Consider the following 14239-nt stretch of genomic DNA (forward strand, 5'->3'; position numbering starts at 1 on the left):
CCTTTATCATTTAGAGTACTATGCAGATCGGAAGGAGATTTATCTTTGAAGTATGCGGTAATTGATCGAGGAGATTCGTTATCCAAGTCGTTAGCGGAAAAATTCCATGCCTTAGCAGCAGAGCACGGCTTCAATCGGAATGACCAGACTCCGGAAATTGTCATTTCCATCGGAGGAGACGGTACGCTCCTGCAGGCTTTCCATACGTATGTCGACCAAATTACGAATGTCGCATTTGTCGGCATTCATACAGGTCATCTAGGCTTTTATGCTGATTGGCAGGCCGATGAGCTGGAGCAGCTCGTAGCCATGATGGCAACAGAAACGCCTAGAATTGTCAGATACCCATTAGCACAAATTGAGCTTGAAATGCCGACCGAATCCCGTCATTATTTGTCGTTGAATGAATTTACGCTGAAAGGTGTAGATGGTACGCTGGTCGCTCAAATTAACATTAATGACGAACTATTTGAAATGTTCCGCGGAGACGGAATCGTGATCTCCACTCCGTCGGGTAGCACCGCATATAACAAAAGCTTAGGCGGCGCAATCGTTCATCCGTCCATTGAATCTTTGCAAATTGCCGAAATCGCATCTATCAATAATCGCGTGTATCGGACGTTAGGCTCATCCGTCCTGCTGCCGCAGCATCATCACTGCGATATTATTTCAAAGAAGGAACAACGGATTCAGCTCACAATCGATCACGTCAGCATTATGCGCAGCGATATTCGTTCTATCAAATGCTGTGTATCCAGCCGTAAGGTAAGCTTTGCTCGTTATCGCCCGTTTCCATTCTGGACTCGAGTGCGTGAAGCGTTTCTCGGCTACGATGTCCATTAGCAAAAAAAACACCGAACGTCCCCTTAAGGGCGCTCGGTGTCTTTTTTGGTTGGTCGAACCGAATCGGCAGATGCCGCTGCTGTTTCACTTGCTGCAAGCTTGAAAGGCTTCTTGCCACGATTATCATTGCCGCGGAAGTTCTTCCGCTGCTGCTGCTCGCGCTTCCCGCCTCGCTGCTCACCATTGGTTCTAGTCTCGGCCTGATTATCGCCATTCTTACGACCCTCTGAACCGTCGCTGCTCTCATCGTTTTTACGGCTCTCATTGTTGCTGCGATTTGAGCTTCTATGGCGATTATCCCGGTAATTGCGGACATGTCTCTCTTGTGCCGGGGCAACTGCAGCTTCTGCTGCGCTTGCTATCTCATCCTCTTCATCATGCTCAGTTCCCTCAGCATTCTCAGCCTCTGCCTCGTCAAGAAGCTCATTAGATTCTAGTTTTGGAGGCTCATAGGCATCCAAGTCATAATCTCCTGGTTCCTTCTTCGTGCTTTGAGTCCTCTCAAGAATGAAATAAGCACAGCCAAAATTACAATATTCATTAATATAATCAGACATACCAGAAAAAGTACTTTCCTTTGTCGCCTTCTGATGATTATCTCGAAAGAAACCTTTCAGCCGCAGCTGACTATAGCCCCAATCACCGATTATATAATCATAACGTTCCAGAACCTCGCTATATCGATCGCGAAATGCTTCCGGATTCCAGCCGTTTCTGTTTTCATGAACAATCTCGTATGATTTTCCTCCGATATGAATCAAAGCCATTGTCCCCACCTCATCTTGAGCGTCAGCTAGATACTGCTCGAGCATGCACCGGAAGAAATCTCACGGCCATATTCCGCTTCTACGGTATCTGCAGCAATTGCTGCGTGTGCCGAATCGGTTTGCTCATGCGCATGATAAGAGCTGCGTACTAACGGTGCAGATTCTACGTGACGGAATCCGCGTTTCAGCCCTTCTTCTTTCAATTTCGCAAATTCGTCCGGGTGGACATAACGTACGATCGGCAAATGCTTTGGCGAAGGCTGCAAATATTGACCCAATGTCAATATGTTAACATCGTTAGCGCGCAAATCATCCATCGTTTGTAAAATTTCATCCCATTCTTCACCAACACCTAGCATAATACTCGATTTGGTTGGAATTTTTGGTTTCATTTCCTTAGCACGTCTTAGCAGTTCCATCGTACGGCTGTATTTCGCTTTGGCACGAACGCGATCTGATAGCCGCTCTACAGTCTCAACGTTATGATTCAATATGTCTGGATTAGCATCCATAACGATTTGAAGGGCATCTTTGTTGCCAAGAAAATCCGGAATAAGAACCTCGACGCGGCAAAACGGCATCCGTTTCCGAACCGCTCGAACAGTTGCTGCAAATATCGAAGCGCCACCATCATTGAGATCATCACGCGCAACAGAAGTAACAACACAGTGCTGCAGGTTCATTTGCTCAGCAGCCTCTGCCACCCGTTCCGGCTCATCCAAATCAAGCTCAGTGGGCATGCCTGTCTTAACCGCGCAGAAACGGCAAGCACGCGTGCAAATATCGCCCAAAATCATAAATGTAGCGGTGCGATTCGACCAGCATTCATAAATATTGGGACAACGCGCTTCTTCACAAACCGTATGCAGTGTCTTCGAACGCATCATATTTTTAATTTCGGCAAAATTACCGTCCGTCGCTAGTTTTATGCGGAGCCAATCAGGCTTTTTAAGTGTTTCTTGTTGTTTCATGCGGCATTACCTGCTTTCACGTTCATTTATAAGTCCTAAACTTATGATTATTATAACAGATTTCAAATAAAAATAGCACTTTCTTACGTATTCGTCCACAATCGTTATCTATCACTTTCCCCCTTTACGCATATTTAAATGTAATTTTTTATGACCGGTTTTCGAAAATGATCTTTTTTGAGATTCTCAAACGTTTTTTATCGTCTTTTTCTAGGCGTATAAAAACCAATTGTTTGCAAAACATAACGTTATAACCGTCATGCTTTCCGGAAGGGTGAGACGATGAAACTGACAATTCCTCTTGTTACGGCTATAACCGCTGCTTCCATGTTCATTTCTCTGCCCGCCAGCTTGGCACATGCCTCCATTCGCTCGGAGCAGCTGCCGGCAGCTGTAGAAACGCAAGCGGAAGCAGAAGCGAACCCATACGCATTAAGGATTGAACTATACAATAAATTAAATGTACTTACCGACATTCCTTGGTACTGGATAGCAGCAATTGATCAATATGAACGAACGATATCTAAAGTAAAACCAAAGAGCAGGCCCCCTCTTGGGAGTACCGTAGGCGTATTCATCGACCAAGAACGTTGGGCAGGGATATTAAATCCCGATGCCCAGGACAGCTCCCCTTTGTCGATTCGTTTCTTTGACGGCATTGGCCGTGATGCCGATGGGGATGGGCAAGCAGAGCGAACAAGTGATGTAGACCTGCTTTATTCGCTTGTCAATCGAATTTCTGCATACGGAGCGACAGACGATGATATCGCAATCGGGCTGTGGCAGTATTATCAAAACAATCGCTCCGTGCAGCGTGTTCAGCAGTTTGCACGTATTTATGCCAAGTTCGGAAAGCTTGATCTGTTCGAGCATGCTTTTCCGGTTCCGGTCGGCAATAATTACGCTTATAAAAGCACATGGGGAACCGGCCGGAGCTGGGGCGGCAGGCGTACCCATGAGGGGACAGACATTTTTGCCAATCATGGCTTGCCGGTTCGAAGCACCTGCTACGGCGTCGTTGAGGTAAAGGGGTGGAATCCCTTCGGCGGATGGAGAATCGGTATACGCGATCTCAATAACTTTTACCACTATTACGCTCATCTGTCCGGCTATGACAAGACCGTAAATGTAGGGGATATCGTGAAGCCTGGTCAGATCGTTGGTTGGGTGGGCAGCTCAGGTTATGGCAAACCAGGAACACAAGGAAAATTTCCGCCTCATCTCCATTATGGCGTATATAGCGACCGCGGTTTATTCGAGTGGTCATTTGATCCGTATCCCATGCTCAAACGATGGGAGCAGGCCGAGCTTAAACGATTGGGAGCACGAAACTGATGGAATAAAACGACTTTATCCTCCGCATGCAGCTGCAAGGAGAGATAAAGTCGTTTTTGGTGTGTCAATTATTCGCTGAATGGCCTGTGTTATTCTCTGCTCCGTTGTGATTATTCGATTTTGCCCCTTCCTCGGTTGTTGCCCCTGCCGTTGGGCCATTCTGAGTTCCCGCATGAGATGAAGCATCGTTGCTGTTTTCTGTGCTGGAGGAAACCCCGCCGCCCCCCTTTCCTTGTCCAAGCGGTACAGAAATGTTCGGCGCTTGCGCCGCCGATTCACCAACCGGCTTGCCAGTATTATCATAATAGTACATAGGCACATCGCCTACGACGAGAAGGTAGGAAATAGGTATATCGGTTTCAACGACTTCAGGCTCGGTATCAAATGGAATAATAATCGTAACCTCAGCAATAATGCGTATATATACCTCAACTAAAATCATATTAATTCCCGCATCGCTTTGTCTGGTATTAAGATCCACCTTCGCGACTCCCACTGGCTCGAATTTCACCGGTATACGCGGGCCGTAAGAGGAAATAATAGCACTATTGAATGCATGACCGATCGGTATATGCTCAGGAATATTCTTCATTGCATTTAAAGTTGATTGAACCGTATTGATCGTTTGCGAGGTGATACTCATATGCTCGGCATAATTCAGCATGAAACCGGAAATTTTGCCCTCACTGTTCATTTTCCAGTCAATGAGATCAGACGAATTGGTTCGATTGGCTACCTGCTCGGTAATGGCTTTATTAATCGCTTGGGTTGCCATCTGCTTAACACGAATTTTAGCGACATTCATTAACGGCGGGCGTAAATTCTTTTCAACATAAACAAAAGACTGAATCGAGAACAGCATCATGATGATAAGTGTTATGAGAATGACCGTACGGCGCCGAAATCTTGGCTTTACAGGACGCGCTCCCCAAGCGCTGCCCATACTTGAGCTATTCCCGATTCCAGCGCGGCTGCCGAATCTGAGCAGAGAACGTCTCGTTCCCCATTTGCCGCTGGAGCTGGAGCTAGGCCTAGCACCCCATTTGATGGATGAGGCACTTGTTCCCGTCCCCCACTTCTTCGGCGGAGTAGAGCGAGTCGTCGATGAGCCTGAGCGGCTGCCCCAGCTGACCGTCTTCACTCTAGAGAATGAACGTCCCGAGAAAAGTCTCATCCGCCCGCTGCCAAATGGACGAAATCGCAAGCCCTTTCTGCCCCATTTTGCCAAACCAATCCCCTCCTGCCCGCTTCCTCTACTCCTATTCTTATGCCAAACTCGGCCAAAAAAGAAGACGGCCCCTCCAGGGAAGACAGAGGTTAGATTTAACAAAGCTTAAACTCATAAAAAGAGTGCGGGCTGAATACAGCCCGCACTCTCCTGCCTTTCTTATTTAACCTAGATATAATAAGCCCTCTCTAAAATGGTTCTACAGTAAAGAGCGAATGTATGCAATGTTTTCGCGTAGAAGTGTGTCCGAAGGTGCCGATGCACTAAAATCCTCGAAGCTGAGCCAGCCATCATAGCCCACAGCCTTAAGATCGGCAATAACTTGCGGCCAATGCACAATACCCTCTGAAATCGGCGACCATGCGGCTTGCCACAATGGAGCATGGGGCTTACTTTGGCCATCGGAGCTTGCCGTTTCCTTATCGGGCAGCGATGCAGCAGTACGCTTCCATATCGCATTTTTGACATGGACATGTGCCAAATACTCACCAAGCGCCTCAAGCCCCAGCTTGTACTGCTCGAAGCCTTCGTGAACCATATTGCCCGGATCATAAATAACACCGATTCGATCCGCATCCAGCCCGTCAACAAGCTGGCGCGCCAGTGTCGCACTCGATGCGATATTGCCGTGGTGGACCTCAATTGCACCTTTAACGCCATAGGTTTGGCTCAATTCCTGTGTCTGATGCAAATAATTGCGTGCTTCCTTGAGCAAATCCGCATAATGGCGGCTGCGATCATATCCAGGTACACCTATACGTACCGAAGGTGCGCCAAGCAGCTTCGCCGCACGCATAGCCGTTTCAGTCGCTGCCAGATCCCCTGATCCAATATATGCTGCCAAATTCGGTACGACGAGGCCTGCATCATCAGTAAGACGCTTCAAAGCAAGCAGCTCATCTTCAGAAGAGGAAGCTTCAATCGTCGAGTAATTATTTCCCCAAAACGAAGGTGCTTCACTCTGTTTGGCAGGATCATTATGAGTAAACCGCCACTCAACGCCGTCATAACCATTATTGCGCAGCAGCTCCAAAGTTTGATTAACCGAACAATCTGGCAGCATTACAGTGAATACTGATAATTTCATACTCCACCTCATCTAGGATTAGTTGATAACGCTTACCTAATCGTAGCATAACAAGTTCCTCTTCTCTTCGCTCAGCTTTGCCTATATGATGCGCCCATTTGACTGTGATTGTTATTCAGCAATTGCAAGCTGCCGTGCAGACATCGGGGACTTTGCAATCCAGCATACTTGCGATAGACTACAAATATATCATTTCTCATAATGGAAGGAGCCTGCGCATGGCCATAAACCGTCGTCTGCAAACGGACCATGATTTCGAAGAGGTCTTAGAAAAACAAATTCGCATCCGTGTTTTTCAAGACAATCAAATCGTCGATTCAAGCTCGCTGGTCGTGCGATTCGATGATAGCATTGTTGTCACCCAAGCAGGTGTAAGTGATATCGCCTATCACCAAAGAAAAAAATGCGAATTTTTCGAGCTAAGAAAACGTTAAGCCCGTGGCAACCGGTACCATCCTAGTCGCTTTCGCGCGACAGGATGATACCGTATTCAAGCTGCATAAATTTGTAAGCGATTTTACTGACTGCATATTCCTCATCTTCCCTGATCAATCATTCTTCAAGCAGGAATGATTCCGTTTGAGGGCTTTTTGGGCTTTTTTATGTTTAGCAAGTTCTAGTACCTGGTACCATAATAAGTTGGTACTTTCGGTTATAGGGATATCCTGTAAACTAAAGTCATCAACAACAATACAATTCGGGAGGCTTTCCAAAATGGAAAAAACAGAAAATTTGCATGTTCGCAAATCAGCCAACTTTTATCGCCGGCGCAATACTCCAACTTATACGTTCATGGCGTGGGCAGCATTTCTGATCGCAGGCGGCTTCGAATTTATTGGCATATACACACTCAAACAGCCTATGTCCGTACAGGGCTACTATGCTGTAACAGGCGTTCTCTTAATCATCACCTCATTCCTGCTCCAGAAGGTAGCGCGTGACAACGATGAAGATAAATATCTTAAGGATTACAATCCAAGCTATAGAAGCCGCAACACATCCGCCTTTTCATTCATGGCTTGGGCTGGTTTTGTTATCGCTATCCTAGCTCAGTATATTGGAATTTACACGCTGGAAGAGCCGCTCTATGTAAAAGGCTACTATGCTATCGCCGGTGCTTTTCTTATCGTGGCATGCCTTGTCCTGCAGAAGACGATTCGGGACAATGAGGAAGACAGCATGCATATAACTGCCGCTGAGGAATTTGAAGGTTAGAGCAAGCAGAAATGCACATCCCTCATGCATAGTGAATAAAAAATGCTGCTAATCAACAGATGTTGATCAGCAGCATTTTGCGGAATATGTAAGGTTATGCGATTATAGCTTTGATCTGTATATTACGCTCTAGGCTGAGATCCAGGAAGTAATCAGCCAGCTTAATAAGGGGCGTTTCGATATTATGCGGGTTAATATAAACAACCTCGCCTTCGCGTCCGTCGGTTAAGAGGACTTGCTTTCCGACCAGTCGCTTCATCATATTTTCAATAAATAATGAGATAATCCGCGGGTTTAAAGCACCAAATTTCCCTTCGCTCATCTGACTAATAATTTCATGAAAGGTAAGCGGCTCATGATACGGCCTATTCGATGACATCGCATGGAAAATATCAGCAACTGCCACAATGGAGCTAAATAGATCTATATTATCCTTCTTCAATCCCAATGGGTAGCCGTTGCCGTCCTCGCGCTCGTGATGCTGCAAAGCAACTCTGGCTATTCTTTGGCTTAATCCTGTCGTTCCTTTCAGCAGCTCGTAGCCATAAATCGTATGCTTCTTAATTAGCTGAAATTCGACCTCGGTTAGTTTCCCCGGCTTATTCAGTACTTCAAGCGGAAGCTTTACTTTCCCGACATCATGCAGCGTAGCGGCAAGAGACAAGATTAGCAACTCAGCTTCGTCTAATTGTATCCATCTTCCGATGAGTGTTGAGATAACTCCGACTCCTACATTGTGCTGGTAGACGTAATCATCCTTAGCACGCACGGCTTCAAACAATTCAAAAATATCTGGATTTTTGGACAACTCCAGAATAGCAGGCAAAACTTCATTCCGAATCTCCATTAAAGGCACTTTACGAGAAACGGCTATGGATTCAAATAGTTCCTTGGACAAGGCGACTGTTTGTCCGACAAGCTCATGTGTTTGCAAACGTGTTCGAGTCGTATCTTTCTGTTCAGTTAATAGGACTAAAGCATTAAAGTCCACTCGATGATTCGACATAAGTTGCAGCGTTTCACGAGTAATAATAGAGTTAGCAGGTACAATCGTAACACCATATACATTTAATACATCATGCTTAATTTGCTTCCCGATTAAGTGTTCCAATGCTACACTCCTCACTCTCAGTGGTCCATTGGCTTAGTTTACCATAAATATACGAAATTGTGATCTCTAACATATATAAAAAAGTTAGCTTAATAAAGGATAAAATCGATCTGTATATGTAATAATAAAAGCAAAAGTAGTAGAAGTATGCCCATCTGATTATTCGAAGAGGGGTGTTACGATTAAGTAGTTCTTACTCGGAGGCCTTAATGAAAAAATTAATTAATCTTTGGTCGTTTTTGTGCATGCTGCTCTGCTGGGTAGCCTTCTTAATTGTATCGATTACATCCATTAAGATGGTTAATCCGCATTATATCATCATGGCTGCGGCTGCCCTTGTATTTGTTTTCAGTATAATGGGGCTTGGTGGCGTGAAGACTTGGAGAACCATAACACGGTCAATTGCTTCCATTCTAGGCTGTTTGCTTCTTTTATTTGTCGAGGTTTGGGTTCTGGTGATAGGTCATTTGCTGTCCTAACATATAAGGTTAGCTAGCAAAGATAGCATCATAACTTTATCTTATAGTCTAAACAATTACGGGTATTCCCTACTAAAAGAACGACATATTCAGGATTGAAGACTGAATATGTCGATAAATTTATTATGCTTCCTTTTAAACCATTTCTATTGATTGGTAAAATATTTAATAGGAAATAAGTTTTGCAAGGTTAGCTATACGAAAAAAGCTCCATCCAACTGCTGAAGCGATGGATGGAGCTTTTCTCATGCCATTTTCTTTCTCTTTAATGCCCTTTCCAAGAAAAGGCCCTAATCTCTGAAGGTGTCTTACCTGTCTGCTGCTTAACCATTCTGGCAAAGTGAAACGTTGATTTAAAGCCGCAGCGCAGCGAAATTTCTGTTATGGTTAGCCCGGTATGTGTCAGCAGTTCTAGTGACCTAAGGACTCTATACTGCCACAAATATTTGATTGGGGTTATATTCTCATGCAGGCGAAACAAACGAACAAGATGCTCCGGCGATACTCCTCCATAATCGGCTAGCTTCGTTAAAGTTAATTGTTCATGATAAGTGCTGTGAATCAGACTCTTCGCCATTAGAATGGATGAATGAACCTCTTCAAGCTCACGCTTGCGTGTTATCTCTGATATGTAGAGCAAAATGGCAGACATGCCTAAGCTGCGAAGCACTTCACTATCCGAAGAATGATCATTTTGCAGCGAAAGCATCACATCCGTTAAGCGATTCAACTCCTCCGATATGGGCAGAACGAGTGGTAATTCTTCATAGTAAGCTCTTTCCATCTCGGACAACGGATTCATATGAATCGAAATCCACCGATGCCAAGTTTCGCCGCGTTTAGAAAATGCAAATTGCTCGTGATGCTCCGGTTTTAAGAGAACGACAGAGCCAGGCGTTATGACATGCGCCTTACCGTCAATCTCGATCTCCATTTCTCCAGAATGAAGAAGCACGAGCTGCATATCATCCTGAATGCGTGGACCATAACGTCCTCCTGTTGGATAAATGATCGTTCCCGCCCAAGCTGATTGGATAAGACTAAATGAAACCATGCTTGACGAGTTATCCATTACTTCAACCACCTTTATCCGCTTGTTTCCTCTATTATATATCGCAACAGAAATATTGGCTCGTGCTCATTAGATATACAAAAAAGCCCGAACGAGATCGTTCGGGCCGAGAGCCATTAAATCAACGTATATTTCTCTCGCAAATCTTCTCGAAGCGTAACTGCGGAATCCTCGCGAATATAGTGGCACACATACGAGCGGCGCCAGCGATCCGTGCTGCGGTTTCGGTTGGAGGAATGAATGAGCAGCTCATGGAAAAACAGAATATCGCCCTTTTCCATAATGACTGGAATCTGCTGATTTAAATCAATACCTTCCGTCTCGTCTGTCCACTCTTCATGCTCATCCAGGTTTTTGACTTTACCATGCGGAAGGAGACCTAGCTTATGTGTGCCCGGAATAACCCAGAGACAGCCGTTTTCTTCATCAACCTTCTCTTCCATCGCTATCCACGCCGCTACCATTGTCATAGGATCATTCTTAATATAATAATAATCCTGATGCGCAGCCTGACCATGTGAGCCCGGCTCTTTATAGAAATACATGCTCTGCACGCATACCGCTTCCTTCCCCATAAGCTGCGCAAGCGTCCCACGCACGATTGGCAGCTTCATCATTTGCCGAGAGAAACTGTCATGCTGATGGGGATTGAACAGCCGTATGGAATAACGTGACTTTTCGGACGTTCTTGCCCAATCCGGCGTTTCCTCAAGCGGTGCCGAGCGGAGCTCGAAGATGTGCCTGTTAAAAGCATCGATTAAATCGGAGCTGCATCCGTTTTTTATTATGACAAAGCCATCCCTTTTGTACTGCTCAAGCTGACTACTAGATAATGGCTTCAAAAGCTCGCTTTGCAATGAAATCATAGTATTAATCTCCTCCCCATTATGTGAGTGTGATCGACGACGCTTAATGATGCGTCGATATACTAGAATCTTACTGCGATCATCCCTCATCAACAATGGCTCTGATTATCAACATTGTGTCTGTAATTGATATTTCAGAGTTTTTTCACCCCCCCCAGTTTTATGCCAACCCGAAAGCATGTACAAGCAAGTAGCCAACAATCGAAAGCAGTACCGAGCCTATTCCTCCTGCAGCAAATGATTTCATTCCCATACGCCGGAAGGTATTGATTTGGATGCCAAGACCGAGTCCTGCCATCGCCATTGCAAGAAGCAGATAAGCAGCTGTGACCAGCTGTGCAGATATGTCCGCCGGAATAATTCCTATCGTATTCACGCCGCTCATGAGGATGAATCCAACAATAAACCACGGAATAGGAATCTCCCTCCATTTTTTCTTGCCTAAATTGCCTTTTGCCTTCCCATGCTGATTACGCCCTGCCCAAAAACGGATCAGAATAGCAATCGGAACGAGCATGGCAACACGAGTCAGCTTTACGATTACAGCAAGATCAACTGCCTCTTGACCGCCTGGCGCAGCGGCAGCAATTACATGTGCTACCTCATGAAGCGTAGCACCTGAGAAAATGCCATAGCCTGCCGCACTTAAACCCAAAACAGGATACATAACGGTATAAACCAAAGTAAATAGTGTACCGAGAATCGCAACCGTAGCCGCAGCGACTGCCGTTTCATCGTCGCTTGCTTTGATTTGAGGCGAGATCGCCACGACTGCGGCCGCCCCACAAATGGCGGTACCGCATGCTGTCAATAGGCCCAGCTTTTCATCAACCTTAAACCATTTCGTTAAACCGTATACAACAAAAATGGTGAATACTATATTTATGACCGCTATTGCTAATACTTTAGGACCTGCGTGAACAATATCTATTAAATTAAGCCTCATGCCAAGCAATATAATACCGTATCGAAGAAGCTTCTTGCTTGAAAAGGAAATTCCAGCAGCCGCTGCCTCCGGTACCCCAATAGCAGCCTTGAAGCCTATGCCAAGCAGTATGGCGATAACAAGCTGACCCATAATTGCCATAAACGGCAGCATGGCCAAATATTTCGCTGCAATAGCAAGCAATAGAGTAATGGCTAGCCCTGCCATAAATCCGAAGTTCTTATTGTGCGTCAATTTCACCATTTTAATCTGACTCATTGCAACCACTCCTTATACCGTCAACTATCATCTTGATGCTCTATAGCATTTAATATAGTGCATGAGTAGTGGGAAGTGAAATACCGATCTGCTATTACTATCATTACAATTACTTATGATTAAACTTGATGATTGCATTTATTGAAGATAAAATGACATAATAAAGGTTAAAATACGACTTATCATGAGGGATAATTATGATTAAGGATGCGCTTCTCGTCTTCATCACCGTTACGGAACAAAGTCATTTCTCCAAAGCTGCTGAGCTGCTTAATCTCTCTCAGCCAGGCGTTAGTCTGCATATTCGAAATCTGGAGAATGAAATGGGTGCCAAGCTCCTGCATCGTTCACCTAAGCAGGTCAGGTTAACAGAAGCGGGTGAAATTTTATACAAACGCGCCAAGCAGATGCTGCTGCTTTATGAAGAAGCCAAACAAGCCATCCATTTGCTTCGGAATGAAGTAACAGGCGCCTTGCAGATTGGAGCCAGCTTTACAATCGGAGAGTATATTTTGCCGAAGAGATTAGCTGAATTTGCCCACCAGTATCCGCATGTCGATATGCAGGTTACGATTGGCAATACAGAGGAAATAATTGAAGGGGTTAGATCAGGCAAACTGGATATCGGCATCATCGAGGGAGAAACACATGCTGCCGACCTAGACGTCTTCCCTTATATGAAGGATAACATGATCATCATCGCTCCTGCTGATCATCCTCTCTCCTCATACCGGGTTATAGAGCCGGATAATCTACAAAATCAGGTTTGGGTGCTGAGGGAAAATGGATCGGGAACCCGGGCCTTTAGCGATCATTTTATTAAAGAGAATCACCTTCCTGTCAAACGCTCTTATATTTTCAACAGCAGCCAAGGCGTCAAAGAAGCTGTAGCTTCCGGCTTGGGTATTGCATTGCTCTCAAGGTGGATCGTGCGAAAGGAACTGGAAAGCGGTGAGATTGTAGAGCTTCGCATTAAGCAAAGCAAATTAGAAAGGGAATTTACGATCATTCTTCAGAAGGAGAGATCAGCCGCAATGGCTGTCGATGTTTTTAAACAATCTCTGCTTGCGGCGAATGATTATTTGCCCAAAAATTAACTTATCCAAATAAAGAACTCTGATTGCTCAGAGTTCTTTATTTGGAATTGGGCAACAATTATTGATGCGAGCCCTTACATTATCTTTTATTACAGCTTTTTAAATTGAACATTCCACTCTGGGAGATATTTCACAACTAATGCAGATTCTAAAGCTTTTACAGCGTCTACTTCTTCTTGTGAATGACCCATAACTAAAATAGATATGTAAATCCTATCTGCATTTTCATTCATTTTACCACCAGACTTGTGCGTACGGGCACTATCACTCTCTCTAACGTAATCCCGCAATCTTTTTCTAAATCCGCCATTGTTATATTCAATTGCTCTGCCAATATAGTATATCTTGCCCCCCATTTCCGCTTTATAGAGACCTATGCTTTGGTTGTACGCACTCAAATCGCTTAATGAAAGAGACCCTAATAGTCCAAGACCACGCCACTTCGAATCCCATTCAGCTATTGTCTTGTTACCGATTGTTGTTTCACCATTATGGTTTTTATTCACACTTTTATTTGTTGATGATTGGTTTGTGTATACTTTTTGTTTTGCAGTTTCGAACTTTTGTCTGTTTTCATTTACTTTCCGCGCATATTCCGGGTTATTCATCTTATCTGAGCTTTCAGCATTAGACAATTTCCGTTCGTATTCCTGAATACGATTGCCTACCTTTCTTTGTGACTCCGCAACAGAATTTGCTCCTATTTCAACTATTGCTGACGTCACCTTGCCTAGAGTTTTCCAGAAAGCCATACTCATCTTGCTCCTTCATAGTTGAATGTATTATTGATTGGTACTGATAATTCGGCATAATTCAACTTATTCCTGCATTCTACGTACAGGATTAAAATAAAGAATAGAAAAAAGACTAGCACTTGATCGGTTATCCGATCATATTCCAGTCTTAGATGTGTGTTGTAATTCATTTTGGCATAAAAAGTAATCCTTTTAATAGTATTTTGTAA

15 protein-coding genes and 1 pseudogene are annotated in these 14239 nt (G+C 44.5%); 7 read left to right on the forward strand and 9 right to left on the reverse strand.

What is annotated here, in order from left to right; translation table 11 throughout:
• The first annotated feature begins 45 nt into the window (after window positions 1–45).
• Entirely contained in the window at window positions 46–843 is a 798-nt protein-coding gene (locus CEF13_RS22740; RefSeq protein ID WP_102714289.1) for an NAD kinase, read from the forward strand.
• Between the two features lie 23 nt (window positions 844–866).
• On the opposite strand, the gene CEF13_RS22745 is transcribed toward CEF13_RS22740, so the two are convergent.
• Window positions 867–1610: a YutD family protein gene (locus tag CEF13_RS22745; RefSeq protein WP_243864391.1), complete on the reverse strand. Its 744-nt coding sequence runs from the start codon at window positions 1608–1610 to the stop codon at window positions 867–869.
• 26 nt (window positions 1611–1636) lie between these two features.
• The gene (gene lipA / locus CEF13_RS22750) at window positions 1637–2581 is read right to left on the reverse strand and encodes a lipoyl synthase (RefSeq protein ID WP_102714291.1); all 945 of its coding nucleotides are present in this window, start codon (window positions 2579–2581) and stop codon (window positions 1637–1639) included.
• Window positions 2582–2863: 282 nt separating this feature from the next.
• Here lipA and CEF13_RS22755 point away from each other — a divergent pair, with 282 nt between their 5' ends.
• Complete coding sequence (locus CEF13_RS22755) at window positions 2864–3916, forward strand: M23 family metallopeptidase (RefSeq protein WP_102714293.1); 1053 nt, start codon at window positions 2864–2866, stop codon at window positions 3914–3916.
• A gap of 64 nt (window positions 3917–3980) precedes the next feature.
• Here CEF13_RS22755 and yunB read toward each other — a convergent pair whose 3' ends face one another.
• Both yunB and CEF13_RS22765 read right to left on the reverse strand, forming a co-directional pair.
• Window positions 3981–5144, reverse strand: a complete 1164-nt coding sequence (yunB, locus tag CEF13_RS22760) for a sporulation protein YunB (RefSeq protein ID WP_243864392.1) — start codon at window positions 5142–5144, stop codon at window positions 3981–3983.
• A gap of 199 nt (window positions 5145–5343) precedes the next feature.
• Window positions 5344–6231, reverse strand: a complete 888-nt coding sequence (locus CEF13_RS22765) for a sugar phosphate isomerase/epimerase family protein (protein WP_102714295.1) — start codon at window positions 6229–6231, stop codon at window positions 5344–5346.
• A gap of 218 nt (window positions 6232–6449) precedes the next feature.
• Here CEF13_RS22765 and CEF13_RS22770 point away from each other — a divergent pair, with 218 nt between their 5' ends.
• The 3 genes and pseudogenes from CEF13_RS22770 to CEF13_RS29360 all read left to right on the forward strand — a co-directional run bounded on the left by CEF13_RS22770 (window position 6450) and on the right by CEF13_RS29360 (window position 7446).
• Complete coding sequence (locus tag CEF13_RS22770) at window positions 6450–6665, forward strand: hypothetical protein (protein ID WP_102714297.1); 216 nt, start codon at window positions 6450–6452, stop codon at window positions 6663–6665.
• 280 nt (window positions 6666–6945) lie between these two features.
• Window positions 6946–7185: pseudogene (locus CEF13_RS29595) on the forward strand (YiaA/YiaB family inner membrane protein); the annotation flags it as partial.
• A 60-nt stretch (window positions 7186–7245) separates the two neighbouring features.
• Entirely contained in the window at window positions 7246–7446 is a 201-nt protein-coding gene (locus tag CEF13_RS29360; protein WP_243864417.1) for a YiaA/YiaB family inner membrane protein, read from the forward strand.
• Window positions 7447–7540: 94 nt separating this feature from the next.
• Here CEF13_RS29360 and CEF13_RS22780 read toward each other — a convergent pair whose 3' ends face one another.
• Entirely contained in the window at window positions 7541–8557 is a 1017-nt protein-coding gene (locus CEF13_RS22780; RefSeq protein ID WP_102714299.1) for an HD-GYP domain-containing protein, read from the reverse strand.
• Between the two features lie 209 nt (window positions 8558–8766).
• Between CEF13_RS22780 and CEF13_RS22785 the strand changes: the two genes are divergently transcribed.
• Window positions 8767–9036: a hypothetical protein gene (locus CEF13_RS22785; RefSeq protein ID WP_102714302.1), complete on the forward strand. Its 270-nt coding sequence runs from the start codon at window positions 8767–8769 to the stop codon at window positions 9034–9036.
• 265 nt (window positions 9037–9301) lie between these two features.
• Here the strand turns inward: CEF13_RS22785 and CEF13_RS22790 are convergent, their stop codons facing one another.
• From CEF13_RS22790 to CEF13_RS22800, 3 genes are all read right to left on the reverse strand, one after another.
• Window positions 9302–10108: a helix-turn-helix transcriptional regulator gene (locus CEF13_RS22790; RefSeq protein WP_102714304.1), complete on the reverse strand. Its 807-nt coding sequence runs from the start codon at window positions 10106–10108 to the stop codon at window positions 9302–9304.
• A 116-nt stretch (window positions 10109–10224) separates the two neighbouring features.
• A complete protein-coding gene (locus tag CEF13_RS22795; RefSeq protein WP_102714306.1) occupies window positions 10225–10974 on the reverse strand; it encodes a phytanoyl-CoA dioxygenase family protein in 750 nt (249 codons plus the stop codon).
• A 160-nt stretch (window positions 10975–11134) separates the two neighbouring features.
• Window positions 11135–12163 carry a YeiH family protein gene (locus tag CEF13_RS22800; RefSeq protein WP_243864421.1) on the reverse strand — a complete coding sequence of 343 codons (1029 nt, stop codon included), beginning with the start codon at window positions 12161–12163 and terminating at the stop codon, window positions 11135–11137.
• A 212-nt stretch (window positions 12164–12375) separates the two neighbouring features.
• Between CEF13_RS22800 and CEF13_RS22805 the strand changes: the two genes are divergently transcribed.
• Window positions 12376–13275, forward strand: coding sequence for a LysR family transcriptional regulator (locus CEF13_RS22805; RefSeq protein WP_102714310.1), 900 nt, complete (start codon window positions 12376–12378; stop codon window positions 13273–13275).
• An 89-nt stretch (window positions 13276–13364) separates the two neighbouring features.
• Here the strand turns inward: CEF13_RS22805 and CEF13_RS22810 are convergent, their stop codons facing one another.
• A complete protein-coding gene (locus CEF13_RS22810; protein WP_102714312.1) occupies window positions 13365–14027 on the reverse strand; it encodes a hypothetical protein in 663 nt (220 codons plus the stop codon).
• Between the last annotated feature and the right edge of the window lie 212 nt (window positions 14028–14239).

Origin of the sequence: Paenibacillus castaneae (genome assembly GCF_002884445.1) — a bacterium.
Classification (GTDB): domain Bacteria; phylum Bacillota; class Bacilli; order Paenibacillales; family Paenibacillaceae; genus Pristimantibacillus; species Pristimantibacillus castaneae.

What these genes read in the sequence shown, in the direction of transcription:
- CEF13_RS22755 (WP_102714293.1), top strand. Translation starts at nt 2,864, where the DNA reads ATGAAACTGACAATTCCTCTTGTTACGGCTATAACCGCTGCTTCCATG.
- CEF13_RS29360 (WP_243864417.1), top strand. Translation starts at nt 7,246, where the DNA reads ATGGCTTGGGCTGGTTTTGTTATCGCTATCCTAGCTCAGTATATTGGA.
- CEF13_RS22810 (WP_102714312.1), bottom strand. Translation starts at nt 14,027, where the DNA reads ATGGCTTTCTGGAAAACTCTAGGCAAGGTGACGTCAGCAATAGTTGAA.
- CEF13_RS22805 (WP_102714310.1), top strand. Translation starts at nt 12,376, where the DNA reads ATGATTAAGGATGCGCTTCTCGTCTTCATCACCGTTACGGAACAAAGT.
- CEF13_RS22765 (WP_102714295.1), bottom strand. Translation starts at nt 6,231, where the DNA reads ATGAAATTATCAGTATTCACTGTAATGCTGCCAGATTGTTCGGTTAAT.
- CEF13_RS22745 (WP_243864391.1), bottom strand. Translation starts at nt 1,610, where the DNA reads ATGGCTTTGATTCATATCGGAGGAAAATCATACGAGATTGTTCATGAA.
- CEF13_RS22800 (WP_243864421.1), bottom strand. Translation starts at nt 12,163, where the DNA reads ATGGTGAAATTGACGCACAATAAGAACTTCGGATTTATGGCAGGGCTA.
- CEF13_RS22785 (WP_102714302.1), top strand. Translation starts at nt 8,767, where the DNA reads ATGAAAAAATTAATTAATCTTTGGTCGTTTTTGTGCATGCTGCTCTGC.
- CEF13_RS22790 (WP_102714304.1), bottom strand. Translation starts at nt 10,108, where the DNA reads ATGGATAACTCGTCAAGCATGGTTTCATTTAGTCTTATCCAATCAGCT.
- lipA (WP_102714291.1), bottom strand. Translation starts at nt 2,581, where the DNA reads ATGAAACAACAAGAAACACTTAAAAAGCCTGATTGGCTCCGCATAAAA.
- CEF13_RS22795 (WP_102714306.1), bottom strand. Translation starts at nt 10,974, where the DNA reads ATGATTTCATTGCAAAGCGAGCTTTTGAAGCCATTATCTAGTAGTCAG.
- CEF13_RS22770 (WP_102714297.1), top strand. Translation starts at nt 6,450, where the DNA reads ATGGCCATAAACCGTCGTCTGCAAACGGACCATGATTTCGAAGAGGTC.